Genomic DNA, 24803 nt, shown 5'->3' with positions numbered 1-24803 from the left:
GATACACCGTGAGTGATTTTCTGTCGGCACAGACACGCACCGAAACCGACTCCCTCGGCAGCGTCGAGATCCCAGCCTCGGCGTACTGGGGGGTGCACACGGCGCGGGCCCACGAGAACTTCCCGATCTCGCGTCGGCCCATCTCGGTCTACCCCGACTTCGTGCGCGCCTTCGCCTGCGTGAAGCAGGCGGCCGCCCGGGCGAACCTCGAGATCGGGGCGCTCGACGAGCAGCGCGCCACGCTGATCGACCGCGCCTGCGAGGAGGTCAAGACCGGCATGCTGCTCGACCAGTTCGTCGTCGGCGTCGTGCAGGGCGGGGCCGGCACCTCGACGAACATGAACGCCAACGAGGTCATCACGAACCGGGCACTCGAGCTCGCCGGGCGCAGGAAGGGCGAGTACGACTTCATCAACCCGAACGACCACACCAACCACAGCCAGTCGACCAACGACACCTACCCGACCGCGATCAAGATCGCCCTGGCCTTCTCGCTCACGAGCCTGCTCGAAGAGCTCGCCCTGCTCGCCGACTCCTTCGAGGCGAAGGGGCGCGAGTTCTCCCACATCATCAAGGTGGGGCGCACCCAGCTGCAGGACGCGGTGCCGATGACGCTCGGCCAGGAGTTCAACGCCTTCGCCGTGACGTTGCGGGAGGACGTCGAGCGCCTTCAGGAGGCGGTGCAGCTGCTCGGCGAGGTGAACATGGGCGCGACGGCGATCGGCACGGGGATCAACGCGCCGAGGGGGTACAAGGAGGCCGTGGTCCGGCACCTGCGGGACATCACGGGTCTCGACCTGGTCTCGGCCGGCGATCTCGTCGAATCCACCAGCGACACCGGGGTGTTCGTCACCTTCTCGGGCGCCCTCAAGCGCAGTGCGCTGAAGCTCTCCAAGATCTCGAACGATCTCCGCCTGCTCTCCTCCGGCCCGCAGGCCGGGCTGGGCGAGATCAATCTCCCGGCGCGGCAGGCCGGCTCGTCGATCATGCCCGGCAAGGTCAACCCCGTGATCCCCGAGGCGGTCTCCCAGGTCGCCTACGCGGTGGCCGGATCCGATGTGACCGTCTCGATGGCGGTCGAGGCGGGTCAGCTGCAGCTCAACGCGTTCGAGCCGATCATCGCGCACTCGCTCTTCCAGTCGATCACCTGGCTCGAGCGGGCCTGCCAGACCCTGCGCGTCAACTGCGTCGACGGCATCACCGCGAACGAGGAGCGCCTCGCAGACACCGTGTCCCGCTCGGTGACGGTGATCACCGCGCTCGCGCCCGTGATCGGCTACGCCGAGGCGGCGAAGCTCGCCAAGCAGGCGCTCGCCACGAACGCCAAGGTCTCGGACCTGGTCGTCTCGCACGGGCTGCTGGATCAGGCGCAGCTCGACGACATCCTCCAGCCGGCGAAGCTGGCGGGCCTCGCCCCGGAGACCGGCACCATCGAGACGATCGACGGATCGGCCGAGGCCGCGCCGGAGAAGATCGAGGACGGCGGAGAGTAGCCCCTAGGCGGCGACGCAGCGGTTGGTGAGCGCTCCGATGCCCTCGATCGTGACGGTGACCTCGGTGCCCGGGCGGAGGTAGAGCGGCGGCGTGCGCGAGCGCCCCGCTCCGCCGGGCGATCCGGTCGAGATCAGGGTGCCCGGAAGCAGGGTGAGCGACTGCGAGAGCGACGCGATCAGCTGCGCGACACTGCGGATCATCGTGCCGGTGCTCGCATCCTGCACGCGCAGACCGTCGACATCGGTGGTCAGGCGCAGCGACTGGGGATCGGGGATCTCGTCCGCCGTCACCACGACGGGGCCGACGGGGGTGAAGCCGTCGAAGGACTTGCAGCGCGACCACTGCGGCTCGGAGAACTGGATGTTCCGCGCGGTGATGTCGTTCACGACCGTGTAGCCGAACACGTGGTCCAGGGCCTCTTCGGCCGTCACGTCCTTCGCCGCACGGCCGATGACGACCCCGAGCTCGCCCTCGTAGTCGACCTCCTCGCTGAGCCGAGTGGGCAGCGGCACCTCGTGGCCGTGACCGTTGAGCGAATTGGGGAAGAGGGAGAACAGCACCGGGCCGGAATCGTTGTCGAGGCTGAGCTCGCTGGCGTGCTCGTCGTAATTGAGGCCCACGGCCAGCACGATCGGCGGACTCGGCACGGCCGGGGCGTAGGACGCTCCCGCGAGCGGCGAGCCCGCGTCCTCGGGGAGGGCATCGAGCGCCGTCCGGAGACGCTCGAGGGCGCCGGGGCCCGCTTCGACGAGTTGCTGCAGCGAATCCGCCGATCCTCCGATCTCGCGGAGGGGGATCGAGCGTTCCCCCCTCACCGCGACGAGTTCCGGCTGCCGACTCCCTGCCCGGGTCAGATGCGCAAACTTCACGCTCCCAGGCTATCGGGTTTCGCACAGCCGGGTCGGCGACCCGGCCGATTCCTGCGATCGGCGGGCCGCGCAGACCACTCACAGCGAACTCGCCGGAAGCGGGCTGCGACTCTCGGGAAGAATGGGGGCATGACTGATGCATCGCTGTCGAAACCCGAGATCGAATTCCCCGACGGGCCCGCCCCCGCAGAACTCGAGATCGTCGATCTCGTCGAGGGGAGCGGCGAGGAGGCCCTGGCCAGCTCGACCGTCGAGGTGCACTACCTCGGCGTGGAGTACGACTCGGGCGAAGAATTCGACAGCTCGTGGAGCCGCGGCGAGACGATCAACTTCCCGCTGCGCTCGCTGATCCAGGGCTGGCAGATCGGCATTCCCGGGATGAAGGCGGGCGGTCGCCGCAAGCTCGTCGTTCCTCCCGCCCAGGCCTACGGCACCGCGGGCGGGCATCCCCTCGCGGGCAAGACCCTCATCTTCGTCATCGACCTCGTCTCGGTGCGCTGATCCCGGATCCCGCGGGATCGCGGGACGACGTTCCGGGAGATCGGCCTCCTCTCATCGAGTGGTAGTTTCGGTGGGGTGAGCGTGCGCCCGGCACGCGCGGAAACGGAGAGCCCGATGGCAGAGCAGGCGTCGTCTCAGCGGGAATCGACCCCGCGGGGGGAACCGAGGAACGCCCTCGACCGGTACTTCGAGATCACCGAGCGCGGGTCCACCTTCGGCCGAGAGGTGCGCGGCGGACTGGTGACCTTCGTCACGATGGCCTACATCGTGATCCTCAACCCGATCATCCTGTCCAGCGGCGTCGACGTCGAGGGGAACCAGCTCGCGTTTCCGGCGCTGAGTGCGGTGACGGCGCTCACCGCGGGAGCGATGACCATCCTCTTCGGGCTCGTCTCCCGACTGCCCTTCGCCTTCGCGGCGGGGCTCGGCATCAACGCGTTCCTCGCCTTCTCGGTGGTCGGCCAGGTCACCTGGCCCGAGGCCATGGCGCTCGTGGTGATCAACGGCGCACTCATCGTGCTCCTCGCGGCGACGGGACTGCGGCGGATGATCTTCGACGCGGTCCCCGTCGAGCTCAAGATCGCCATCACGGTGGGCATCGGCCTGTTCATCGCGTTCATCGGTTTCGTGAACGCCGGCTTCGTGACCTCGACCGGTGAGTCCTCACCCCCGGTCGGCCTCGGCATCGGCGGCTCGGTCGCGACCGTGCCCACCATCGTCTTCGTCTTCACGCTGCTGCTCACCGGCGTGCTCGTGGCGCGCAAGGTCAAGGGCGGCCTGCTCATCGGCCTCGTGTCCGGCACGATCCTCGCGGTGATCGTCGAGGCCATCTGGAAACTCGGACCCGCCACGGAGAACGCCGGCGGCTGGGGGCTCACCGTCCCGGCGCTCGACGGCACGCCCTTCGGCCTGCCCGACCTCAGCCTCGTCGGGGCGGTGAGCTTCGACTTCGGACGAGTCGGCCTGGTCACGGTCGTGATGCTGGTGTTCACCCTGCTCTTCACGAATTTCTTCGACGCGATGGGCACCTTCACGGGCCTCTCGCGCGAGGCCGGGCTGGCGGACGCGAAGGGCAACTTCCCGCGGCTCAAGTCGGCGCTGGTCGTCGAGGGCGTCGGGGCCATGGCCGGTGGTCTCACGTCGTCGTCGTCGAACACGGTGTTCATCGAGTCGGGCTCCGGCATCGGCGAGGGCGCGCGCACCGGCTTCGCGAACCTCGTCACCGGTGCGCTCTTCCTGCTCGCCATGTTCATCACTCCGCTCACGCAGATCGTTCCGACGGAGGTCGCGGCCGCAGCGCTCGTGATCGTCGGCGCCATGATGGTGTCGCAGATCACCGGGATCGACCTGGCCGACTTCGGCGTGGCCCTGCCGGTCTTCCTCACGATCACCGTGATGCCGCTGACCTACTCGATCGCCAACGGCATCGGCGCCGGCTTCGTCTCCTGGGTGATCGTGCGGGCGCTCTCGGGGCGGGCGCGCGACGTCCACTGGCTGCTGTGGGTGGTGGCGGCGGGCTTCGTGGTCTATTTCGCGCGTGGGCCCGTGGAGGTGCTCCTCGGCGCGTGACGCGCCGCCGGTGCCACAGCACTCCGGCGCCGGGCCTCCCTACTCCGCGATCCCGAAGGTGTGTCGCATGAGCGCGGACACGTCTCGGTCGAGGTGCTCGAGTTTGACGTTGAGCACCTCGAACTTCGCGTCGACCGTTTCGAACCCCGACTTCATCGCGCGCAGGAGAAGCGTGGTGGTCAGGGTGAACCCGCCGATCATGATGGCGGCGAACACTCCGATGAGCACCCATACCTGAGGTTCGGTCACGGTCATACCTCAATTCTGCGGCTTCGGTCGCTGGAATGCCAGCAAAGCTACGCGGCCGTCGCGCCCCGCGCGGGAGAGAACGCGGGAACTGTGCAATCTGTGGAGAACTCGTGTGGATGTCTGCGCTGTGAGCGGTACACGCCTCGTCGTCCTGCCCGGCCGTGTCATCGCCTGCCGTGGCTGCTGTTCGGAGCTGTACGAGGTTCTCGAAGTTGCGCCCCGCACTGCTTTTTGTATGCACTAAGAGAGGTTTCACTTGACATGATCGAATAGACCGGTAGTTTTGTATACATGAAGCGTGGGTTGGGGGAGCGGGCGAGCGATTTCGCCTACCGCCGCCTGCGCCAGGAGATCGTCGAGCTGGAGATCGAACCCGGTGCGGTGATCGCCGAGGTCGAGACCGCCGCGCGCCTCGGGGTGTCCCGCACGCCGCTCCGCGAGGCGACGGCCCGGCTGCTCGCCGACGGCCTGCTCATCCCGGACGGGGCCCGCGGCGTGGCGGTCGCCCCGATCTCGGCCGAAGACGTGACCCGGCTCACCGAGCTGAGAGAGGCGCTCGACGCGCAGGCCGCGCGCCTCGCCGCGCAACGCCGGGACGCGGCAGGACGCGCCGAGTTCGAGGACCTGGCCGGGCGCTTCGCGCGGCTCGCCGCCGATCCCGGCTTCGAGCCCGGCCTCGACCTCGGCTTCGATCTTGCAGGCGAGGGCGACCCCAGTGCGACCGAACGCACCGCAACCTACGCGCTCGCCGCGCGCCTCGACGAGGCGATCGACCGCGCCGCCGACAATCCCGTCCTCGCCGCCTCGCTTGGTCAGGTCCGCCTGCGCCTCGCCAGGGTGCGTCGCCTCGCGCAGGATCGGCCGGATCGCCTCGCCGAGGCCGCGCAGGAGCACCGCGCCATCGCCGAGGCGATCGCCTGGGGCGATGCCGAGCTCGCCGGGAGCGCCGTGCGCGTGCACCTGAGACGGTCGCTGGCGCACGCCCTGGCGCGGCTCGACGATCATCACCGGCGCGCCGCATTCCCCACCGCCGATCAGAAGGAGAGCGCATGAACGAGTCCCACACGGTTTCGGCCGGCACCGCCGTTCCGGGCGGCACCGTCGAAGTCCACGCCGTCCGCGCCTATCGCAGCGACGAGCGGCTGCCCCGCTCCGAGCAGCTGGCCTGGAAGCTCGCCGAGGTCGCCGCCGACGACGCTCCGCTCGATCCGGCAGCGGTGGAGATGGCCGTCAACCGCGTGATCGACAACGCCGCGGTGGCCGCCGCCTCGCTCGTGCGCGCCGCGCCGAGCGCCGCCCGGCAGCAGGCCGAGCAGCACCCGCCGAGCGCGGGCGGCTCGGGATCCTCGGTCTTCGGTCTCGCTTCCGGGGCCGCGCACTCGCCCGAATGGGCGGCGTGGGCCAACGGCGTCGCCGTGCGCGAACTCGACTACCACGACACCTTCCTCGCCGCCGACTACTCCCATCCGGGAGACAACATCCCGCCGATCCTCGCCGTCGCCCAGCATCTCGCGGCCGCTCGGGGGCTCACCGGCGCAGATCTGGTGCGGGGCATTCTCACCGGCTACGAGATCCAGATCGACCTCGTGAAGGGCATCTGCCTGCACGAGCACAAGATCGACCACGTCGCCCACCTCGGTCCCTCCGCCGCGGCCGGCATCGGCACGCTGCTCGGTCTCGGCGCCGAGACCGTGTTCCAGGCCATCGGCCAGGCGCTGCACACGACGACGGCCACGCGCCAGTCGCGCAAGGGCGAGATCTCGTCGTGGAAGGCGCACGCCCCGGCGCTCGCAGGCAAGGTCGCGGTCGAGGCCGTGGACCGTGCGCTGCGCGGGGAGACGAGCCCCACCCCGATCTACGAGGGCGAGGACGGCGTGATCGCCTGGCTGCTCGGCGGGCCCGAGGCGCGCTACGAGGTGCCGCTGCCGGTGCGCGGCGCCGCGAAGCGCGCCATCCTCGACAGCTATACCAAGGAGCACTCGGCCGAGTACCAGGCGCAGGCCTGGATCGACCTCGCGCGCAAGCTGCACCGCGAGCATCCGGCGACCGCGGATCCCGCCCGCGTGGAGCGCATCGTCATCGAGACCAGCCACCACACCCACTACGTGATCGGATCGGGCGCGAACGACCCGCAGAAGTACGATCCGCGTGCGAGCCGCGAGACGCTCGACCACTCGATCCCCTACATCTTCACGGTCGCACTGCAGGACGGGGCCTGGCATCACGAGCGATCCTACGCGCCCGAACGGGCGTCCCGCCCCGACACGGTCGCGCTGTGGCAGAAGGTGACCACGATCGAGGGCGCGGAGTGGACCCGCCGCTACCACTCCCTCGACATCTCTGAGAAGGCCTTCGGCGGCGCCGTCGAGATCGTGCTGAGCGACGGCACCGTGATCCGCGACCGGATCGCCGTGGCCGACGCCCACCCGCTGGGCGCCCGCCCCTTCGCCCGGGAGCAGTACGTGCAGAAGTTCCGCACGCTCGCCGACGGCGTGCTCGAGACCGCGGAGATCGAGCGCTTCCTCGGCCTCGCCGAGCGACTGCCGGAGCTCGCCCCGCACGAGCTGGCCGGGCTCACGATCCAGGCCCGCCCCGGTCTGCTCGACTCGGTGCCCCGCACCGCCGGCATCTTCTAGGGGGCCCGCCGTGCTCTATGCGACATCCACTCCCGAGGCCAAGCGCGCCCGGTTCCGCGAGGCGCTCGCGGGCCCCCGTCTGCTGCGCGTTCCGGGCGCCTTCAACCCCCTCTCGGCGCGGCTCATCGAGCGGAAGGGCTTCGACGGCGTCTACATCTCGGGTGCCGTGCTCTCTGCGGACCTCGGCCTGCCTGACATCGGGCTCACCACGCTGAGCGAGGTCGCCGCCCGCGGTGCGCAGATCGCCCGCGTGACCGAGCTGCCCGCGCTCATCGACGCCGACACCGGCTTCGGCGAGCCGATGAACGCCGCCCGCACCGTGCAGGAGCTCGAGAACGCGGGGATCTCGGGCCTGCACATCGAGGATCAGGTCAACCCCAAGCGCTGCGGCCACCTCGACGGCAAGGAGGTCGTCGGGCTCGACATCGCGGTGCGGCGCATCCGCGCGGCCGTCGCCGGGCGGCGGGATCCGAACTTCCTGATCATGGCCCGCACCGACGTCCGCGCCGTCGAGGGGCTCGACGCGGCGAGGGATCGCGCGAAGGCGCTCGTGGACGCGGGTGCCGACGCGATCTTCCCCGAGGCCATGCGCACGCTCGACGAGTTCGCGGCGATCCGCGACGCCGTCGACGTGCCGATCCTCGCCAACATGACGGAGTTCGGCAAGAGCGAGCTGTTCACCGTCTCGCAGTTGGAGTCCGTGGGGATCGACCTCGTGATCTGGCCGGTGTCGCTGCTGCGCCTCGCGATGGGCGCCGCGGAGCGCGGACTCGACGCGCTCACCGCGGAGGGGTCGCTCGCGGGTCAGCTGGATCGCATGCAGCACCGCGCGGACCTCTACGAACTGCTCGACTACGAGGGCTACAGCGGCTTCTACGCCGACGTCTTCAACTTCACGGTGGAGCGCTGATCGTGGTATCGGCACCCTCGCCCGCCCTCTCCGCAGTCGAGCGATACAGGAACGAAGGAGTTTACGATGACAGAGACCGAGATCCGCAAGGGGCTGGCCGGAGTGGTGGTCGACGAGACCGCCATCTCGAAGGTGAACCCCGAGACCAACTCGCTGCTCTACCGGGGGTACCCGGTGCAGGAGCTCGCGGCGACGCGCTCCTTCGAGGAGGTCGCCTGGCTGCTGTGGCACGGCGAACTGCCGAGCGGTGAGCAGCTCGCGGCCTTCCGCGAACGCGAGCGCTCCCTGCGTGCGCTCGATCCCGCGGTCCGCGCCACCATCGATCTCCTGCCGGTGACGGCGCACCCGATGGATCTCACCCGTAGCGCGGTGAGCGCGATCGGAGCGCTCGACCCCGAGGCCGAGCAGGAGGGAGCCGAGGCGAACCTGCGGAAGGCGGAGCGTCTGTTCGCCCAGCTGCCGGCGGTGGTCGCCTACATCCAGCGCAGACGGCGGGGCGAGGATCCGATCGCTCCCAGGGACGATCTCGACTATTCCGCGAACTTCCTCTGGATGGTGTTCGGCGAGGATCCGACCCCCACGGCGGTCGACGTGTTCCGTGTCTCGATGGTGCTCTACGCCGAGCACTCGTTCAACGCGTCCACCTTCACCGCGCGCGTCATCACCTCCACCACCGCGGATCTGTACTCGGCCGTCACGGGGGCGATCGGGGCGCTCAAGGGCGCGCTGCACGGCGGCGCGAACGAGGCGGTGATGCACCTCTTCGACGAGATCGGGACCGCCGAGCGCGTATCGGACTGGCTGGACGGGGCGCTCGCCGCGAAGCGCAAGATCATGGGTTTCGGGCATCGCGTCTACCGCAAGGGAGATTCGCGGGTGCCGACGATGAAGGCCGCCCTCGACGTCCTGCTGGCGGAGCGCGGCGCGGACGACCCCCTGGCGGTGCGGCTCTCGGCGCTGTACGCGGAGCTGGAGCGCGAGTTCGTGGCGCGCAAGGGCATCCACCCCAACCTCGACTATCCCTCCGGCCCGGCCTACCACCTGCTCGGCTTCGACACCGAGGTGTTCACGCCGCTGTTCGTCGCGAGTCGCGTCACCGGGTGGACGGCGCACGTGATCGAGCAGCAGTCGTCCAACGCGCTGATCCGCCCCCTGAGCGCCTACAGCGGGGTGCCCGAACGGCACCTGGCCTGAGCACCCGCCATCCGGGCGGGATCAGCCGCTCAGGCGTTCGGCGAGGAGGGCGACGTGGCGCCCCCGCGCCCGGGTGAGGATCAGCGTGCCGCCGTTCGGGCCGCTCAGGCGGAGGCGCCTGCGGAGCTCGGCGGGATCGATCGGGACGCCGCGCTTCTTGATCTCGAGCCGACCGATGCCGCGGGCGGCGAGTGCGCGTCTGAGCGGCTTCTCTCCCGCCGGCAGGCGTTCGAGGATGCGGAAACCCGCTGCGAAGGGTGTGCGGTGCGGCGTGTCCGCGGTGAGGTAGGCGATGCCCTCCCCGAGCATGCCGGCGCCGATGCGGTCGGCCAGCTCGCCGATCAGGCGGGCGCGGATCACGGCCCCGTCCGGCTCGTACAGGTAGTCGCCGAGGTCGCGCACGTCCACGTCGGGGGCGTCGGCCGCGGCGTTCAGCTCGTGGGTCCCGGTCTCCTCCTCCCGCGGGCGCAGCACGAGAGCGGAGCGGCGGACGCCGGGTCGCGCGAGTCGCCCGAACCACAGTCCGGTCTCCACGAGCTGCCCGTCGACGGAGACCCACTGCGCCTCTGCGTCGTCAGGGATCAGTCCGCGATCGAAACCGGGCCCGAGCTTGACGCCCGTGGGTAGCCGTTCGGCCAGCCCGAACGCGAAGTCGAGTCCGGGGGAGTAGTCGCCCGGCCTCGTGATCCGGCGCGTGTCGCGGTGGCCGGCGGTGCGCCGCGCGGGATCGAGGAACACCCCGTCGAGCTCGTCGAGCGGAAAGCGCTCCGCGTCCCCCGCCCAGACGGGCACGCCGAGGTTGCGCTCCGCGACCGCGGCCGTGAACGGGTTTATCTCGACCGGGCGCGCATCGATCCCGGCCGCCTGCAGCGCGAGCGATTCGGCGCCGATGCCGCAGCCCAGATCCCCCACCACCCGGCATCCCGCGGCTGCGAACCGTTGCGCGTGCGCCTCCGCGACGACCGAGCGGGTCGCCTGCTCCAGGCCGGCCGGGGTGAAGAGCAGGTGCGCGGCGGCCTCGCCGAACTTCGCACGCGCCTTCGCACGCAACTCGGCCTGCGTCAGCAGCGCCGCGGTCTCCTCGGCCGGGACGCCCTGATCGCGCAGATTCCTTCGGGCGTCATCGAGCGATGCGCCGTCGCGGAGGTGCTGCTCGAGCTCCGCGAGGCGCGCCGCTCCGCGCGGTGCGAGCAGCGCCGCCCATCCCGGCGGGGCGGGCACGCCGTGACCCGGTTCCGGGTCCGGCGCCGATGACGGAGAGGAGGCGCTGCTCGACGGAACTCGCCGGTTCAGAAGCTGCTGCTGAATCTCGACGCGCCGGCGGCGGCCGAGCTGATCGCGACGATGATGATGCCGATGTAGGCGATGAAGATCAGCGCGATGATCACCAGCCAGATGTAGCCGACGATGACGCCGGTGAGCGCGAGGCCTCGGCCCGCGTCGCCGTTGCGCTTGATCTGGTTGAGTCCGATGTGCCCGAAGACGATTCCCGCGATGGGCTGAATGAAGGCGAGGATCACCGACACCAGTGCGAAGGCGTTCGTGCCGGCGAGCGTGGTCGGCAGCGACGGCTGCTGCTGGTACTGCTCGGGGGCGAACTGCTGCGCCTCCTGCTGCGGGTACTGAGCGGCGTAGTCGGCCTGGGGCGCGGTATAGGTCTCGGGCTGCGACCCGTACGCGGGTTGCGCACCGTAGGCGGTCGGCTGCTCCGGGGTCTCCGGTGTCGGCGGGTAGCTCATGAGGGCCTCCGTAGGGTTTCTGCTGTCAGTCGTAGTAGTAGCTGCTGCTCGCCGCCGAACCCGCGGCGACCATGATGAAGATGATCCAGATCAGCCACAGCAGGACGAGGGCGATGCCGATGTAGCCGATGATCAGACCGGCGAGAGCGAGACCGCGCCCGCCCTCGCCGTTGCGCTTGATCTGGTTCAGGCCGATGTGACCGAGGATCACGCCGACGACCGAGAGCCCCACGATCGAGGTGATCAGCGAGATGATCGCCAGCACGTTCGTGGTCTGAGCGGCGTACTGCGGCGCCGCGGGCGCCGAGTAGGCGGCGCCGTACGGCTGCGCGGCGGGTGCGGCGTACTGGGGCGCGGGCGGGGCGGCGTACTGGGGTGCGGCGTACTGGGGCGCGGACGGGGCGCTGTACTGCGGCGGCGCCGGCTGGGACGGATACTGCGGGGCCGCAGGGGGCGCGTATGGCGGTGTCCCGTCGTTCTGCGGCGGTTCGCCGGCCGCAGGCTGCTGCTGCGGGAGATTCGGATCATCCTGATGCGACACGTTCGCTCCTCGATTCGCTCTGCGCCGAGGTCGTCGTTCGCCCCGCTCCGTCGCGCCCCAGTATATTTCACCGAGCGCCGGCTTTCGAGGGGTGCCGGCAACACGGTGCAAACTTCCTGCGGCGAGGTCCGCGGCCCGGTTCGGCGCGCGTGTTCGCTCCTCGCGATCCGAACGCGCCGGAGTTGGCACTCGCCTTGCACGAGTGCCAACTCTGGCCCTAGACTCACTAGCAGCGTGCCCGGACCGGGCACCTGCTGGTTCTTGAAGTTCTCACTCCGAAGAAAGAGGTCAACCGTGTCGGTCAGCATCAAGCCGCTCGAAGATCGAATCGTCATCAAGCAGGTCGAGGCGGAGGAGACCACCGCCTCCGGTCTGGTGATCCCCGACAGCGCCAAGGAGAAGCCCTCCGAGGGCGAGGTCGTCTCGGTGGGTCCCGGCCGTATCGATGACAACGGCAACCGCGTCCCCCTCGACGTGAAGGTGGGCGATGTCGTGCTCTACTCGAAGTACGGCGGCACCGAGGTGAAGTACGGCGGCGAGGAGTTCCTCGTGCTCTCGGCTCGCGACGTGCTGGCGGTCATCGAGCGTTAGCGAGATGTTCGGCGCTGTCGAGCGCTGAGGGCCTCTCCGGCGCCGTCGCGCGCCGAGACGTCCGGTGAAGGGGCCGGTGCATGCGCACCGGCCCCTTTCGCGCGCGGGGGAGTAGGCTGGGGCGGTGAGTACCCGTCTCGGCTACGTCTACGGCATCGGCGCCTATCTGTGCTGGGGCGCCTTCCCGCTCTTCTTCATGCTGCTCGCCGAGGTCGATCCGCTCGAGACCGTGCCGTGGCGGGTGCTGACGGCGCTGGTCTTCTGCGTGCTGGCGGTCGGGGCGGCTCGACGGTTCGGGCCCGTGCTCGCGGTGATCAGATCCCCGCGGACGCTCGGCTGGCTGGCCGTCTCGGCCGTGCTGCTCTACGTCAACTGGCAGATCTTCGTGGTGGGCGTGGTCACCGGGCGCATCATCGAGACGGCGCTCGGCTACTTCATCAACCCGCTGGTCACGATCCTGATCGGTGTCGTGGTCCGCAAGGAGAAGCTGAGCCGTCTGCAGTGGGTCGCGGTGGGCATCGCCGGGGCGGGCGTGCTGGTCAGCGCCATCGCCTACGGCCAGTTCCCGGCCATCGCACTGGGGCTCGCCTTCTCCTTCGGACTGTACGGCGCCGTGCGCAAGCAGGCGAGCGAGCGCATCGACGCCCTCACCGGTCTCACGGTCGAGACCATGTTCGGCGCGGTCATCGCCGTCGCGCAACTGCTCGTGGTGCTCGCCCTCCTCGGGCATCTCGGGGCGTTCTCGCACGGGCCGTCGGTGACGATCCCGCTGCTGCTGAGCGGGGTGGTCACCGCGGTGCCGCTGCTGCTCTTCGGCGCGGGCAACCGTCGTCTGCCGCTGTCGAGGATGGGGTTCATCCAGTTCCTCACGCCGATCCTCGGGTTCCTGACCGGCTACTTCATCTTCGGGGAGGAGATGACGGCGGCGCGCTGGATCGGATTCGTCGCCGTGTGGGCGGCGCTCATCGTGCTGCTGATCGATGCGATGCGGGCGCTGCGCCCGAGGCGCCGTCGGGACGGTCCGGAGCCGTCCCCGGCGACGGGCGAGATCGCGACCCGCCCCATTCCCTGAGCGCGCGTCGCACCCCGGGCACCGGCGCGGAATACCGGCGGCGATCCGGCGATTACACTGGATACGCACCCGCGCTCCCGACCAGCGGAAGAGGACTTCATGGAACAGCGTGATCCGTTCGCGTTCACCGGTCTCACCTACGACGATGTGCTGCTGCTGCCCGCGCACACCGATGTGATCCCCAGCGAGGCCGACACCTCGACCCGGCTCACGCGACGGATCCGGCTCGGCATTCCGTTGATCTCGGCGGCGATGGACACGGTGACCGAGACGCGGATGGCGATCTCGATCGCCCGGCACGGCGGCATCGGCATCCTGCATCGCAATCTCTCGATCGAGGATCAGGCCGATATGGCGGATCGGGTCAAGCGCAGCGAGGCCGGGATGATCACGAACCCCGTCACCACCACGGTCGACGCGACGGTGGCGGAGGTCGACGCGCTCTGCGGCGAGTACCGGGTGTCGGGCCTGCCGGTGATCGACGAGGCTGGCGTGCTCGTCGGCATCATCACCAACCGCGACATGCGGTTCATCTCGGCGGCGGACCGCGCCGCGATGCGGGTGAGCGAGGCCATGACCCCGATGCCGCTGATCACCGCGCCGAAGGGCATCTCACGCGACGACGCGCAGGCCCTGTTCCAGAAGCACCGGATCGAGAAGCTGCCGCTCGTCGACGAGGCGGGCCGCCTGACGGGACTGATCACGGTGAAGGACTTCGACAAGGAGGAGCAGTACCCGAACTCCACCAAGGACGATGCGGGCCGGCTCCGGGTCGGCGCGGGGATCGGGTTCTTCGGCGATGCCTGGGAGCGGGCCGGGGCGCTGCTGGAGGCGGGGGTCGACGTACTGGTGGTCGACACCGCCAACGGCGACAGCCGCGGCGTGCTCGAGATCATCGCGCGGCTGAAGCGGGATCCCGCCTTCGCCGGCGTCGATGTGATCGGCGGCAACGTCGCCACCCACGCCGGAGCCAAGGCGATCGTCGAGGCCGGGGCCGATGCGGTCAAGGTCGGCGTCGGCCCCGGTTCGATCTGCACCACGCGGGTGATCGCGGGCGTCGGCGTGCCGCAGGTCACCGCGGTGTACGAGGCGGCGAAGGCCGCCACCCCCGCGGGAGTGCCGGTCATCGCAGACGGCGGGCTGCAGTACTCGGGCGACATCGCGAAGGCGCTGGTCGCCGGCGCCTCGTCGGTGATGGTCGGCTCGCTGCTCGCCGGCACCGACGAGAGCCCGGGGGATCTCGTGTTCGTCGGCGGAAAGCAGTACAAGAACTACCGCGGCATGGGATCGCTCGGGGCGCTGCAGACGCGGGGCGAGCGGACCTCGTATTCGAAGGACCGCTACTTCCAGGCCGACGTGCCCAGCGACGAGAAGCTGATCCCCGAGGGGATCGAGGGCCAGGTGCCCTACCGGGGTCCGGTCGGGGCGGTCGCGCACCAGCTGGTCGGCGGTCTGCGGCAGTCGATGTTCTACGTGGGGGCGCGCACGATCGACGAGCTGAAGGAGCGAGGCAACTTCGTGCGCATCACCTCGGCCGGACTCAAGGAGAGCCATCCCCACGACGTGCAGATGGTCGTTGAGGCGCCCAACTACAAGCGCTGAGCCGTGCGCCGCTTCGGGGTACGGACCGGGTGCGCGCGCCGGGGAGGCCGTGCGCCGAGCCGTCGCCGGACGCCCGCCCGGTGTTTGACCGCCGCCGTCCGGCGCGACTAGGGTGTTCAGACATGCCCGCGGGCGGCGCGACATCGGCGGCTTCCCCGCGCGGGCGGAGGAGGAAGAACTGATGAGTGCTCCGGCCACGACCCGGGAGCGGCGCACCGGTCTGCGCCTCGCCGCGTTCGTCACCGCGCTGCTGGTGGCGGTGCTGGGGCTGAGCGCCCCGAGCACGGCGCAGGCGGTGTGGGGCGACCCCCCGACCGGCTCCGCGACCGTCCGCGGGACGATCGCCTTCGCCGCGGGCACGCCGGCCGCGCCGACCGCGAGCCTGCTGCGCAGGATCGATTACAACGAGCCCGATGCGACGCGCAGCGGTCTCTACCTCACGCTCTCCGTCGATCAGCCGGGCACGGTCGAGGGCTGGGACTACGGGCAGGGCGACACCAACGTCACGGTGGACGCGTCGTCGGGCGCGTGGAGCATCAGCGGGGTCGGGAATGGCCGCTTCCGACTGAACATCGGCATCGTACTGCCGAACAACGGCTACGTGGAGGTGCTCAACAGGATCATCGCCGTGAGCGGGAGCGAGGTGTCTCTCGGCACCGCGACGGTCGATCGAGACGGGCGCCTCAGCCCGGTCATCGTCGCCTGCGAGGGACTGCTCCGGGCGACCAGGGTGATCGCGCAGAATCGGGCCACCGGCCAGGAGTACGAGGTCGAGCCGGCGCAGAGCGGCTGGATCGGCCCGCACGATCGGTGCGCCGACGCCTCGTACGGCAACTACCGACTCCTCGGCGCCCCGGCGGGCGACTATCTGCTCGCCTTCGAGCAGAACGGCGTGCGCGAGTACTACTCCGGATCGGAGATCGGCACGACGAGCATCGAGGAGGCGGCGACCGTCACGCTGAAGAGCTGGGAGGGCACCTCCGCGACCTTCATGTACGGCCTCGCGAAGCCCGTCTCGACGGCGGCCCCGACCACCGCGGCGACCGCGCGGGTGGGCGCGACGCTGCGGGCCCGGACGAGCGGCTTCGTATCGGGTGCGAAGCTCAGCTACCAGTGGCAGCGCAACGGTGCGGACATCGGCGGAGCGACGAAGTCGAGCTACCGTGCGAAACCCGCCGATCGCGGCAAGAAGCTGACGGTGACCGTGTCCGGCGCCAAGGCCGGGTACTGGCCGGTGGCTCGGACCTCGAAGGCGACGAAGTCTGTGGCGAACGGCAAGCTGCAGACCGGCAAGCCGAAGGTGCGCGGCACGAAGAAGGTCGGCAGGACCCTGAAGGCGACCCGGAGCGGTTGGACCGCGGGCACCAGGCTCAGCTACCGGTGGTACCGCAGCGGCAAGGCGATCGGCGGGGCGACGAAGTCGAGCTATCGGCTGAAGTCCGCCGACGCGGGCAAGCGGATCAGGGTGAAGGTCACGGGGAAGAAAGCAGGCTACGCGACCGCGTCCCGCAGCTCCTCTTCCACCGCCCGGATCACGCGCTGATCGCGGCGCGGCCGGGTAGGCTGGTCGGGTGAGCAACGAGATCGAGATCGGCCGCGGCAAGCGGGCCAGGCGCGTCTACACCTTCGACGAGATCGGCGTCGTGCCCACCCGGCGCACCCGGGATCCCGAGGTGGTGAGCACCGAGTGGTCCATCGACGCCTTCAGGTTCGAGATCCCCGTGCTCGGGGCGCCGATGGACTCGGTGATGTCGCCCGCGACCGCGATCGAGCTGGGCCGTCTCGGCGGCCTGGGCGTGCTCAATCTCGAGGGGCTCTGGACCCGCTACGAGGACCCGGAGCCCGTGCTCGAGGAGCTGGGAAGCCTCGGCGACGACGCTGCGGCCGTGAGGCGCATGCGCGAGTGCTATGCGGAGCCGATCAAGCCGGAGCTGATCCGCGCCCGCCTCGGCGAGATCCGCGAGTCCGGGGTGACCGTGGCCGGTGCGCTCTCGCCGCACCGGACCGCCGAGTTCTACGAGACCGTCGTGGGGGCGGGGGTGGACCTGTTCGTGATCCGGGGCAACACGGTCTCCGCCGAGCACGTCGCGAAGGAGGGGCGCGAACCGCTGAACCTCAAGCAGTTCATCTACGAGCTCGACGTGCCGGTGGTCGTCGGCGGGGCCGCGACCTATCAGTCCGCGCTGCATCTCATGCGGACCGGAGCGGCCGGCGTGCTCGTCGGCTTCGGCGGGGGCGCCTCGTCGACGACCCGGGCGACCCTGGGCATCCGCGCCCCGATGGCGAGCGCGATCGCCGACGTGGCCGGCGCTCGCAGCGACTACCTCGACGAGTCCGGCGGCCGCTACGTCCATGTCATCGCGGACGGCGGCCTCGGCACCTCCGGGGATCTGGTGAAGGCGATCGCCTGCGGCGCCGACGCGGTGATGCTGGGGGCGGCCCTCGCGCGCGCCACCGATGCTCCCGGACGCGGATGGCACTGGGGTCAGGAGGCCCACCACGACGATCTGCCGCGCGGGAAGCGGGTGCGGGTGGGCGGTGTCGCGCCGCTCGCCGAGGTCGTCTCGGGGCCCGCGCACGTCGCCGACGGCACCGCGAATCTGATGGGCGCGCTGCGCCGTGCCATGGCGACGACCGGATACAGCGAGCTGAAAGAGTTCCAGCGGGTCGGCATCGTCTACGCCGAGCGGTGACCGCTCCGGCGGAGCGACGAGGAGGGGCGACGGAATGAGCAGCCAGAAGCTGGGAGCACGCGAGCGGGAGACCGCCATCGCGACCCTCGGCGATCCCGACCACGAACTCGACGTCCTGGTCATCGGGGGCGGCATCACCGGTGCGGGAGCCGCGCTCGACGCTGTGACCCGCGGCCTCTCGACCGGGCTGGTCGAGTCGCGCGACTGGGGCTTCGGCACCTCCAGCCGGTCCTCGAAGCTCGTGCACGGCGGGATCCGCTATCTCGAGCAGATGAACTTCTCCCTCGTGCGCGAGGCGCTCGTCGAGCGCGGGCTGCTGCTGCAGCGGATCGCGCCGCATCTGGTGCGTCCCGTGCGCTTCCTCTACCCGGTCACCGCCCCCGGCATCGAGCGCCTCTACGTCGGCGCGGGGATGCTGCTCTACGACCTCTTCGCCCGCACCGGGGGGATCGCCCCCGGGGTGCCCTGGCACCGTCACGTCGGCCGCCGGCGGCTCGCGCGCGAGGCGCCCGGTCTGCGCCGCGGGGTCTTCCGCGGAGGGCTCAGCTACAGCGATGCGCAGGTCGACGACGCCCGCTACGTCGCGATGCTCGTCCGCACCGCCGCGTCCTACGGCGCGCACGCGGCCAACCGGGTGCGCGTCGAGGGCTTCCTCAAGGTGGGGGAGCGCGTGGTGGGCGTGACGGCCCGCGACCTCATGACCGACGCCGTCTTCGAGATCCGCGCCAAGCAGGTCGTCAACGCCACCGGGGTCTGGACGAACGACCTGCAGGCGCTCGTGGGGGAGCGGGCGACGTTCTCGGTGCGAGCGTCGAAGGGGATCCATCTCGTGGTCCCCCGCGACCGCTTCCGTTCGAAGTACGGCCTGCTGCTGCGCACCGAGAAGAGCGTGCTCTTCGTGATCCCGTGGGGGCGGCACTGGCTGATCGGCACCACCGACACGGACTGGGAGCTCGACAAGGCGCATCCGGCCGCGACCGCCGCGGACATCGACTATCTGCTCGAGCGGGTCAACCGTGTGCTGAAGACCCCGCTCAGCCGGGCCGATGTCGAGGGCGTGTTCGCCGGGCTCAGGCCGCTGCTCGCGGGGGAGAGCGACGAGACGTCGAAGCTCTCGCGCGAGCATCTGGTGGCGCAGCCGGTGCCCGGCCTCGTGATGGTGGCCGGCGGCAAGTGGACGACCTATCGGGTGATGGCGAAGGACGCGATCGACGCGGCGGCCGACGCCCTCGACGAGCGGGTGCCCGCCTCCATCACGGACGAGGTCTCGGTGCTGGGCGCCGAGGGCTATCGGGCCGCATGGAATCGGCGGAGCCGCATCGCCCGCGCCTTCGAGGTGCACCCGACCCGGATCGAGCACCTGCTGGGCCGCTACGGTTCGCTGGCCCACGAGCTGCTCGATCTCATCCGGGAGCGCCCGGAGCTCGGGGATCCGCTGCCGGGCGCCGACGACTACCTCGGCGCGGAGGTCGTGTACGCGGCCAGCCACGAGGGCGCCCTGCACCTCGACGACGTGCTCGCGCGACGCACGAGGATATCCATCGAGGCCTGGGACCGCGGGGCCTCGGCGGCACCTGTGGCGGCGGAGCTGATGGCCGGGGTGCTCGGCTGGTCGAGGGCGCGGGTCGAGAGCGAGGTCAGCCGCTACCTGGCCCGTGTCGAGGCGGAGCGCGCGAGCCAGCTCGAGCTGACCGATGAGGCCGCGGATCGCGCGCGGCTGCGCGCGCCGGAGCCCAGCCCCGACCAGGACGCCGAGCCGGAGGATCCCGCCCGTTCGCAGTGAACCCCGCGGCGGCGGCCTCGATCCCGACGATGCCGCGGGGCGGGTGCGCGCCGGTGCTCGTGCGGAGAGCGAGGGGGCGCGGAAATCTCGCGTAATCATCCGGCCGATCCCACCGGATTTGGTAACGAACGGATAACATCGAAGCATCGCGGCGGTCCGGACGGTTCCGGTGACTGGCTCATACCCAGGAAATCTGCGGGTTCGACTCCCGCCGTCGCGTCGGGATACGGCTTCGGCGAACTCGATCCGTTCGCAGGATCGCGGCGATCCGGGCGGGTACAGTGGGACGAGCACGCCGTCCGAGGAGAACATGTCTAAGCGCCCGCAGTACGAAGGCGAGCCGAGCCTCGCCCGAGTGATGCGCAAACCGAAATGGATCGCCGCGCTCGCGCTCGCGCTCGTCGTCGCCGGCGTGTTCGCCTGGCTGGGGCAGTGGCAGCTCAGCCACGCCATCACGCTCGAGGCGGAGGGCGACGCGCACAGCGAGACGCCCCGCCCCATCGACGAGGTGCTCGAACCCGGGACCTCGGTCGACGACACCGCCGCGGGCATGGTGGTCGCGCTCTCGGCGGATCCCGTGCTCGGGGATCTGCGCGTCGTCGAGGAGCGCGTCAACCGTTCCGCCGAGGGCGCCTGGGTGACCGGCCACGTCGTCGTCGAGGGCGCTGAGGGGCATCTCCCGGTCGCGATCGGCTGGGCCCCCACCGCCGCCGCGGCGCAGCAGTCGCTCGAGGCGCTCGAGTCGGAGCTCGGCGCCTCCGGCTCGCGCGGAGCGATCGAGCTCGAGGGGCGCTACATGCCTCCCGACGCCGCCGCCATCCCCGAGGCCGCGGACGATCCGCTGCGGATCACGACGATGGTGCCCGCGCAGCTGGTCAACCTCTGGGAGCCGTTCGACGGGCTCGCCTACAGCGGCTTCCTCGTGCTGCACCCGGGCGGATCCGGCGATCCGCTGAGCGCGGACGCGCTGGCGGCGGTCGGACTCCAGCCGATCGAGTCCGTGCCGCCGCTGCCTCGGGAGACGATCAACTGGCTGAATCTGTTCTACGCCGCGGAGTGGGTCGTGTTCGCGGGCTTCGCGGTGTTCTTCTGGACCCGGCTCGTGCGCGACGACTGGGAGCGCATCCACGAGCTGCGGCTGCAGACCGAGGCCGCATGAGTCTTCTCCGCGAGTGCTGAGTCGTGCAGGGTGCGCCCTCGCTCAAACCCTGCACAACTCGGCATCTGCGCGAAGATAGGATGGGTCACATGGTTCTGCAGCCCAAACCCGCCGACTATCCACGCATCCGCCGGGCGCTGAAGATCTACCGGGTCACCTCGATCATCACCGGCATCATGCTCCTGCTGCTGCTCGCCGAGATGATCCTGAAGTACTCGCCCACCCACGTCGAGCTCTTCGCCGGGGGCTCGGGCGGCGGTGCCTGGTTCGCGCCGGTGGCCGTCGGCGAGGGATGCCAGTGGTACTCGATGTTCTTCCCGTGGCAGGAGGCCTGCGAGATGACGTCGACGGGCGACGGGACGAACATCTCGCTGCTCATCCTCATCGCCCACGGCTGGTTCTACGTCGCCTACCTCGTCTCCTGCTTCATGGTGTGGAGTCCGATGCGGTGGCGCTTCACCCGGTTCCTGCTGCTCGCACTGGGCGGCGTGGTCCCGCTCCTCTCGTTCTTCATGGAGGTGCGCGTCCACCGCGAGGTGACGGCTTTTCTCGGCGCGAAAGAGCTCGATGCGGCGGAGCCCCCCGTGGCTCCCGTCGTGAACGGCGGCTGACCGGCCCCGAGCTTCCGCCGGCGCCGGACCGGTCGCGGCGGGGCTCGCCCGCTCATCCGTCGGCGGCATCCGCGGTCCAGGGCGGGAGCCACCCCCGATACAGCAGTTCATCGGGCAGGCGCCGCGTGAGCGTCGCCCACCTGCGGCGCCACTCGCGGCGAACGCGCGCGGGGGCCCAGCCGTCGCCGCGGAGCTCGGGCGGGATGAGCGGGTCGGGCCGGAGCGCCCGTTCGAGGGCCTCGGCCAGGCGGAGCTGCGCGACGAGGATGTCCTCGGGCCGTGCACCGTGCGCGGGTGCGCGCTCCTCGAGCATTCGCTCGAGCTGAGCGTAGCCGGCGACGGTCGCCTTGCGCGGCCACAGTGTTTCGACCAGCCGCAGCGGGTCGGATTCCCCGCCCACCTCGATCTCGGTGGCGGTGGCCCGCACCAGCCGGGCCTCGTGCTCGGCGTCGAGGAGCCCCCCGAGGTCGTGCGGGGAGACGAACAGGCCCGTGGACACCGCGGCGGCGCCGGCGCCGAGCAGGGTGCGCCGGATCAGGTCGCGCGCGCCCCGCTCGGCCTCGGGAGCGCTCGCCGCCAGCAGACGCCAGCGTCCGTCCCAGAGGGCGAGACCGCGGTCCTGCGCGAGCGCCAGGGCGAGAGCGCGGCGGTCGGCGCGCAGGCGCGCGCGCCCCGCCTCGGTCAGCGCGATCGAGCCCCCGCGACCGCGGCCGATCCGCAGGATCTCGCCCGCAGCCGCCATGCGGCGCACGCAGAGCCGCAAGGGCTGGTCTTCCACGCCCGCGGCGTTCGCGGTGTCGTGGATCAGCGCGAGCGCTACCGGGCCCTCGGCGGGAAGGAGGGCCTCGACGATCGTTCGCGGCGCGATCGCGGGGCGCTCGGTGCTCACTCGTCGACCTGCTTCTGCATCGTCGTGTACCGGCGGAAGCCGTACAGGCGCCCGAGCGGACCGACCGTGCCGCGGCCCGTGGCCGTGAATCCGACTCTCCGGTAGAGCGCCGCGGCGCGGGGGTTGGCGTCGACGACCGACAGCTGCACGGCGCGCGACCCGCGGCGTCGGGCGTGCGCGGCTGCGGCGCCGAGCAGTGCAGAGCCTATCCCGCGACCCCGGTGGGCGCCGTCGACGCAGATCCCGTCGAGGATCAGCGTGCCCGGTCGCCCCGGGCGGGCGAGGATCGCCAGCAACACGAGGGATCGCAGCGCCGCCGCCCGGGGGAGGCGGCGACGGAGCAGCGACCACGAAAGATCGGCCGCTCCCCGTCCGTCCTCGTAGTAGCCGCAGACGCCCACGACCTCGCCCGAGATACGCGCCACGAGCATACGGTCCGCGCGCAGCGACTCGGCGACGATCCGCGCCCCGGTCGGACAATCGCGGAACGCGGGGGAGAGCTTGTCGCCGAACGCCGCCCAGTAGAGCTCGCCGACGCGCTCGCGCTCGCGCTCGGCGAAGCCGCCGTCGATCACCATCTCGCTCACCATTGAAACATATCATGAGATTAACGATCGTTTACATAGTGATGCTTCATGCGACTCTTCCGCGCGGACCGGTGATGATGATGACGCGGCTGAGGCTAGACTGGATAGTCGACCGCGACGGAAGGCCGCAACGCATGACCCACCCCGCACACCGACCGGTGCTCGTCGTCGACTTCGGCGCCCAGTACGCCCAGCTGATCGCCCGCCGCGTGCGCGAGGCCGGCGTCTACAGCGAGCTGGTGCCGCACACGATCACCGCCGCCGAGGTCGCCGAGAAGCAGCCCCTCGGCATCGTGCTCTCGGGCGGGCCCTCGTCGGTGTACGAGGCGGGCGCGCCGAGCTTCGACGACGCCATCTTCGAACTCGGGATCCCGACGTTCGGCATCTGCTACGGCTTTCAGGTGATGGCCCGCGCGCTCGGCGGCGAGGTCGGCCACACCGGCGATCGCGAGTACGGCGCCACCGATGCGACGGTGCTGGGCGGCGGCGGCGCGATCCTCGGCGGGCAGCCCGAGGAGCAGAACGTCTGGATGAGCCACGGCGACGCCGTCCAGCGCGCGCCCGAGGGCTTCGACGTGCTGGCCAGCACGTCGGTCACCCCGGTGGCGGCCTTCGGCTCCGCGGAGCGGCGGATGTACGGCGTGCAGTGGCACCCCGAGGTGAAGCACACCGACCACGGGCAGCGGATCCTCGAGAACTTCCTGCACCGCGTGGCGGGCATCGACCCCGATTGGAACGCCGGCAACGTCATCGCCGAACAGGTCGCGGCGATCCGCGAGCAGGTGGGATCGGGCCGGGTCATCTGCGGGCTCTCCGGCGGGGTGGACTCGGCGGTCGCGGCCGCGATCGTGCACGAGGCCGTGGGCGATCAGCTCGTGTGCGTGTTCGTGGATCACGGCCTGCTGCGCCAGGACGAGCGCCGGCAGGTGGAGGAGGATTACGTCGCCTCGACCGGCGTGCGCCTCGTCACGGTCGACGCGCGCGAGCGCTTCCTCGGCGCGCTGGCCGGCGTGACCGATCCCGAGACCAAGCGCAAGATCATCGGCCGGGAGTTCATCCGCACCTTCGAGCAGACGCAGGCGGAGCTCGTGGCGGAGAGCGCGGAGGCGGGGGATCCGATCCGCTTCCTCGTGCAGGGCACGCTCTATCCGGACGTGGTCGAGTCGGGCGGCGGATCGGGCACGGCGAACATCAAGAGCCACCACAACGTGGGCGGACTCCCGGAGGATCTGAACTTCGAGCTGGTCGAGCCGTTGCGCACGCTGTTCAAGGACGAGGTGCGCGCGATCGGCCGCGAGCTGGGGCTGCCGGAGGTGATCGTCGCCCGCCAGCCGTTCCCCGGGCCGGGACTCGGCATCAGGATCATCGGCGAGGTCACGGAGGATCGTCTGACCACGCTGCGGGCGGCCGATGCGATCGCCCGCGAGGAGCTGACCGCAGCCGGACTCGACGCCGAGATCTGGCAGTGCCCGGTGGTGCTGCTGGCGGACGTGCGCTCGGTGGGCGTTCAGGGCGACGGCCGCACCTACGGGCATCCGGTCGTGCTGCGCCCGGTGTCGTCCGAGGACGCCATGACGGCGGATTGGACCCGCGTGCCGTACGACGTGCTGGCGCGCATCTCGAACCGCATCACCAACCAGGTGCCCGAGGTCAACCGCGTCGTCCTCGACGTCACCTCGAAGCCGCCAGGGACGATCGAGTGGGAGTAGGCGCTACGCGCCTACTCCCACGACCAGACAAACACTGCGTGGCACTCGATCGCGTGAGCGATCGAGTCGGAGTAGGCGCTACGCGACTACTCCCACGACCAGACAAACACTGCGTGGCACTCGATCGCGTGAGCGATCGAGTGGGAGTAGGGGCGCAGCCCATCACTCCCACGACCAGACAAACACCGCGTGGCACTCGATCGCGTGAGCGATCGAGTGGGAGTAGGCGCTACGCGCCTACTCCCACGACCGGAGAAGCGCGGTTCGGCATTCGAGCTCGTGATCGCTGCGCCGTGATCGGTCGGAGCCATGACTCTTCTTCGGTTCCTCCTGCCATGGCGCGCAGCGAATGACCGGACGTGGCGGAGCCTCCTGAGACAGCCGTTGCCGCCCGCGAACCACCCC

Annotated in this window: 23 protein-coding genes and 1 tRNA gene; 17 read left to right on the top strand and 7 right to left on the bottom strand. The window is 70.6% G+C overall.

The window, feature by feature from the left end; translation table 11 throughout:
- Positions 1-8: 8 nt before the first annotated feature.
- Positions 9-1493, top strand: coding sequence for an aspartate ammonia-lyase (locus J4H92_RS09665; protein WP_208097966.1), 1485 nt, complete (start codon positions 9-11; stop codon positions 1491-1493).
- A 3-nt stretch (positions 1494-1496) separates the two neighbouring features.
- Here the strand turns inward: J4H92_RS09665 and J4H92_RS09660 are convergent, their stop codons facing one another.
- On the bottom strand, positions 1497-2363 hold the full coding sequence (locus tag J4H92_RS09660; RefSeq protein ID WP_208097965.1) for a fumarylacetoacetate hydrolase family protein: 867 nt from the start codon (positions 2361-2363) through the stop codon (positions 1497-1499).
- A gap of 129 nt (positions 2364-2492) precedes the next feature.
- Between J4H92_RS09660 and J4H92_RS09655 the strand changes: the two genes are divergently transcribed.
- Together J4H92_RS09655 and J4H92_RS09650 are read left to right on the top strand one after the other, a co-directional pair.
- Positions 2493-2864: an FKBP-type peptidyl-prolyl cis-trans isomerase gene (locus tag J4H92_RS09655; protein ID WP_279550388.1), complete on the top strand. Its 372-nt coding sequence runs from the start codon at positions 2493-2495 to the stop codon at positions 2862-2864.
- A gap of 114 nt (positions 2865-2978) precedes the next feature.
- Complete coding sequence (locus tag J4H92_RS09650) at positions 2979-4433, top strand: NCS2 family permease (RefSeq protein ID WP_208097964.1); 1455 nt, start codon at positions 2979-2981, stop codon at positions 4431-4433.
- A 39-nt stretch (positions 4434-4472) separates the two neighbouring features.
- On the opposite strand, the gene J4H92_RS09645 is transcribed toward J4H92_RS09650, so the two are convergent.
- Positions 4473-4688, bottom strand: a complete 216-nt coding sequence (locus J4H92_RS09645) for a hypothetical protein (RefSeq protein ID WP_243752190.1) — start codon at positions 4686-4688, stop codon at positions 4473-4475.
- 285 nt (positions 4689-4973) lie between these two features.
- Between J4H92_RS09645 and J4H92_RS09640 the strand changes: the two genes are divergently transcribed.
- From J4H92_RS09640 to J4H92_RS09625, 4 genes are all read left to right on the top strand, one after another.
- The gene (locus J4H92_RS09640) at positions 4974-5735 is read left to right on the top strand and encodes a GntR family transcriptional regulator (protein WP_208097963.1); all 762 of its coding nucleotides are present in this window, start codon (positions 4974-4976) and stop codon (positions 5733-5735) included.
- The gene (locus J4H92_RS09635) at positions 5732-7318 is read left to right on the top strand and encodes an MmgE/PrpD family protein (RefSeq protein ID WP_208097962.1); all 1587 of its coding nucleotides are present in this window, start codon (positions 5732-5734) and stop codon (positions 7316-7318) included. The genes J4H92_RS09640 and J4H92_RS09635 overlap by 4 nt, the downstream gene beginning before the upstream one ends.
- A 10-nt stretch (positions 7319-7328) precedes the next feature.
- Positions 7329-8228, top strand: a complete 900-nt coding sequence (gene prpB, locus J4H92_RS09630; protein ID WP_208097961.1) for a methylisocitrate lyase — start codon at positions 7329-7331, stop codon at positions 8226-8228.
- Between the two features lie 66 nt (positions 8229-8294).
- Positions 8295-9422, top strand: coding sequence for a bifunctional 2-methylcitrate synthase/citrate synthase (locus J4H92_RS09625; protein WP_208097960.1), 1128 nt, complete (start codon positions 8295-8297; stop codon positions 9420-9422).
- Between the two features lie 21 nt (positions 9423-9443).
- Here J4H92_RS09625 and J4H92_RS09620 read toward each other — a convergent pair whose 3' ends face one another.
- The 3 genes from J4H92_RS09620 to J4H92_RS09610 form a co-directional block, all read right to left on the bottom strand.
- On the bottom strand, positions 9444-10643 hold the full coding sequence (locus J4H92_RS09620) for a class I SAM-dependent methyltransferase (RefSeq protein WP_341783058.1): 1200 nt from the start codon (positions 10641-10643) through the stop codon (positions 9444-9446).
- 68 nt (positions 10644-10711) lie between these two features.
- Positions 10712-11161, bottom strand: coding sequence for a DUF4190 domain-containing protein (locus J4H92_RS09615; protein ID WP_208097959.1), 450 nt, complete (start codon positions 11159-11161; stop codon positions 10712-10714).
- Positions 11162-11186: 25 nt separating this feature from the next.
- Positions 11187-11702, bottom strand: a complete 516-nt coding sequence (locus J4H92_RS09610) for a DUF4190 domain-containing protein (RefSeq protein WP_208097958.1) — start codon at positions 11700-11702, stop codon at positions 11187-11189.
- Positions 11703-11996: 294 nt separating this feature from the next.
- Between J4H92_RS09610 and groES the strand changes: the two genes are divergently transcribed.
- From groES to J4H92_RS09565, 9 genes are all read left to right on the top strand, one after another.
- Complete coding sequence (groES, locus tag J4H92_RS09605) at positions 11997-12293, top strand: co-chaperone GroES (RefSeq protein WP_208097957.1); 297 nt, start codon at positions 11997-11999, stop codon at positions 12291-12293.
- Positions 12294-12417: 124 nt separating this feature from the next.
- The gene (rarD, locus tag J4H92_RS09600; protein ID WP_208097956.1) at positions 12418-13365 is read left to right on the top strand and encodes an EamA family transporter RarD; all 948 of its coding nucleotides are present in this window, start codon (positions 12418-12420) and stop codon (positions 13363-13365) included.
- 99 nt (positions 13366-13464) lie between these two features.
- Positions 13465-14967: an IMP dehydrogenase gene (gene guaB, locus J4H92_RS09595; protein WP_208097955.1), complete on the top strand. Its 1503-nt coding sequence runs from the start codon at positions 13465-13467 to the stop codon at positions 14965-14967.
- A gap of 181 nt (positions 14968-15148) precedes the next feature.
- Positions 15149-16510 carry a hypothetical protein gene (locus J4H92_RS09590; protein WP_208097954.1) on the top strand — a complete coding sequence of 454 codons (1362 nt, stop codon included), beginning with the start codon at positions 15149-15151 and terminating at the stop codon, positions 16508-16510.
- 28 nt (positions 16511-16538) lie between these two features.
- Positions 16539-17660, top strand: coding sequence for a GuaB3 family IMP dehydrogenase-related protein (locus J4H92_RS09585; RefSeq protein ID WP_208097953.1), 1122 nt, complete (start codon positions 16539-16541; stop codon positions 17658-17660).
- A 34-nt stretch (positions 17661-17694) separates the two neighbouring features.
- Positions 17695-19443, top strand: a complete 1749-nt coding sequence (locus J4H92_RS09580) for a glycerol-3-phosphate dehydrogenase/oxidase (RefSeq protein ID WP_208097952.1) — start codon at positions 17695-17697, stop codon at positions 19441-19443.
- 147 nt (positions 19444-19590) lie between these two features.
- Positions 19591-19663, top strand: a tRNA-Met gene (locus J4H92_RS09575).
- Positions 19664-19753: 90 nt separating this feature from the next.
- Entirely contained in the window at positions 19754-20602 is an 849-nt protein-coding gene (locus J4H92_RS09570; RefSeq protein ID WP_208097951.1) for an SURF1 family cytochrome oxidase biogenesis protein, read from the top strand.
- An 89-nt stretch (positions 20603-20691) separates the two neighbouring features.
- Positions 20692-21213, top strand: a complete 522-nt coding sequence (locus tag J4H92_RS09565) for a DUF3817 domain-containing protein (RefSeq protein ID WP_208097950.1) — start codon at positions 20692-20694, stop codon at positions 21211-21213.
- 52 nt (positions 21214-21265) lie between these two features.
- Here the strand turns inward: J4H92_RS09565 and J4H92_RS09560 are convergent, their stop codons facing one another.
- Both J4H92_RS09560 and J4H92_RS09555 read right to left on the bottom strand, forming a co-directional pair.
- Positions 21266-22102: a PaaX family transcriptional regulator C-terminal domain-containing protein gene (locus J4H92_RS09560; RefSeq protein ID WP_208097949.1), complete on the bottom strand. Its 837-nt coding sequence runs from the start codon at positions 22100-22102 to the stop codon at positions 21266-21268.
- Entirely contained in the window at positions 22099-22680 is a 582-nt protein-coding gene (locus J4H92_RS09555) for a GNAT family N-acetyltransferase (RefSeq protein ID WP_243752219.1), read from the bottom strand. Before J4H92_RS09555 ends, J4H92_RS09560 begins: the two co-directional genes overlap by 4 nt.
- Before the next feature lie 143 nt (positions 22681-22823).
- Between J4H92_RS09555 and guaA the strand changes: the two genes are divergently transcribed.
- On the top strand, positions 22824-24398 hold the full coding sequence (gene guaA / locus J4H92_RS09550; protein WP_208097947.1) for a glutamine-hydrolyzing GMP synthase: 1575 nt from the start codon (positions 22824-22826) through the stop codon (positions 24396-24398).
- The last annotated feature ends 405 nt before the right edge of the window (positions 24399-24803 follow it).

The sequence above is a fragment of the Leucobacter weissii genome (assembly GCF_017565745.1).
GTDB classification, from domain to species: domain Bacteria; phylum Actinomycetota; class Actinomycetes; order Actinomycetales; family Microbacteriaceae; genus Leucobacter; species Leucobacter weissii.
Note: the sequence above shows the minus strand (reverse complement) of the source record. Positions and strands in the feature narration are given on the sequence as shown.

What these genes read in the sequence shown, in the direction of transcription:
- J4H92_RS09655 (WP_279550388.1), top strand. Translation starts at nt 2,493, where the DNA reads ATGACTGATGCATCGCTGTCGAAACCCGAGATCGAATTCCCCGACGGG.
- J4H92_RS09650 (WP_208097964.1), top strand. Translation starts at nt 2,979, where the DNA reads ATGGCAGAGCAGGCGTCGTCTCAGCGGGAATCGACCCCGCGGGGGGAA.
- J4H92_RS09645 (WP_243752190.1), bottom strand. Translation starts at nt 4,688, where the DNA reads ATGACCGTGACCGAACCTCAGGTATGGGTGCTCATCGGAGTGTTCGCC.
- J4H92_RS09640 (WP_208097963.1), top strand. Translation starts at nt 4,974, where the DNA reads ATGAAGCGTGGGTTGGGGGAGCGGGCGAGCGATTTCGCCTACCGCCGC.
- J4H92_RS09635 (WP_208097962.1), top strand. Translation starts at nt 5,732, where the DNA reads ATGAACGAGTCCCACACGGTTTCGGCCGGCACCGCCGTTCCGGGCGGC.
- J4H92_RS09625 (WP_208097960.1), top strand. Translation starts at nt 8,295, where the DNA reads ATGACAGAGACCGAGATCCGCAAGGGGCTGGCCGGAGTGGTGGTCGAC.
- J4H92_RS09615 (WP_208097959.1), bottom strand. Translation starts at nt 11,161, where the DNA reads ATGAGCTACCCGCCGACACCGGAGACCCCGGAGCAGCCGACCGCCTAC.
- guaB (WP_208097955.1), top strand. Translation starts at nt 13,465, where the DNA reads ATGGAACAGCGTGATCCGTTCGCGTTCACCGGTCTCACCTACGACGAT.
- J4H92_RS09590 (WP_208097954.1), top strand. Translation starts at nt 15,149, where the DNA reads ATGAGTGCTCCGGCCACGACCCGGGAGCGGCGCACCGGTCTGCGCCTC.
- J4H92_RS09580 (WP_208097952.1), top strand. Translation starts at nt 17,695, where the DNA reads ATGAGCAGCCAGAAGCTGGGAGCACGCGAGCGGGAGACCGCCATCGCG.
- J4H92_RS09570 (WP_208097951.1), top strand. Translation starts at nt 19,754, where the DNA reads ATGTCTAAGCGCCCGCAGTACGAAGGCGAGCCGAGCCTCGCCCGAGTG.
- J4H92_RS09565 (WP_208097950.1), top strand. Translation starts at nt 20,692, where the DNA reads ATGGTTCTGCAGCCCAAACCCGCCGACTATCCACGCATCCGCCGGGCG.
- J4H92_RS09555 (WP_243752219.1), bottom strand. Translation starts at nt 22,680, where the DNA reads ATGGTGATCGACGGCGGCTTCGCCGAGCGCGAGCGCGAGCGCGTCGGC.
- guaA (WP_208097947.1), top strand. Translation starts at nt 22,824, where the DNA reads ATGACCCACCCCGCACACCGACCGGTGCTCGTCGTCGACTTCGGCGCC.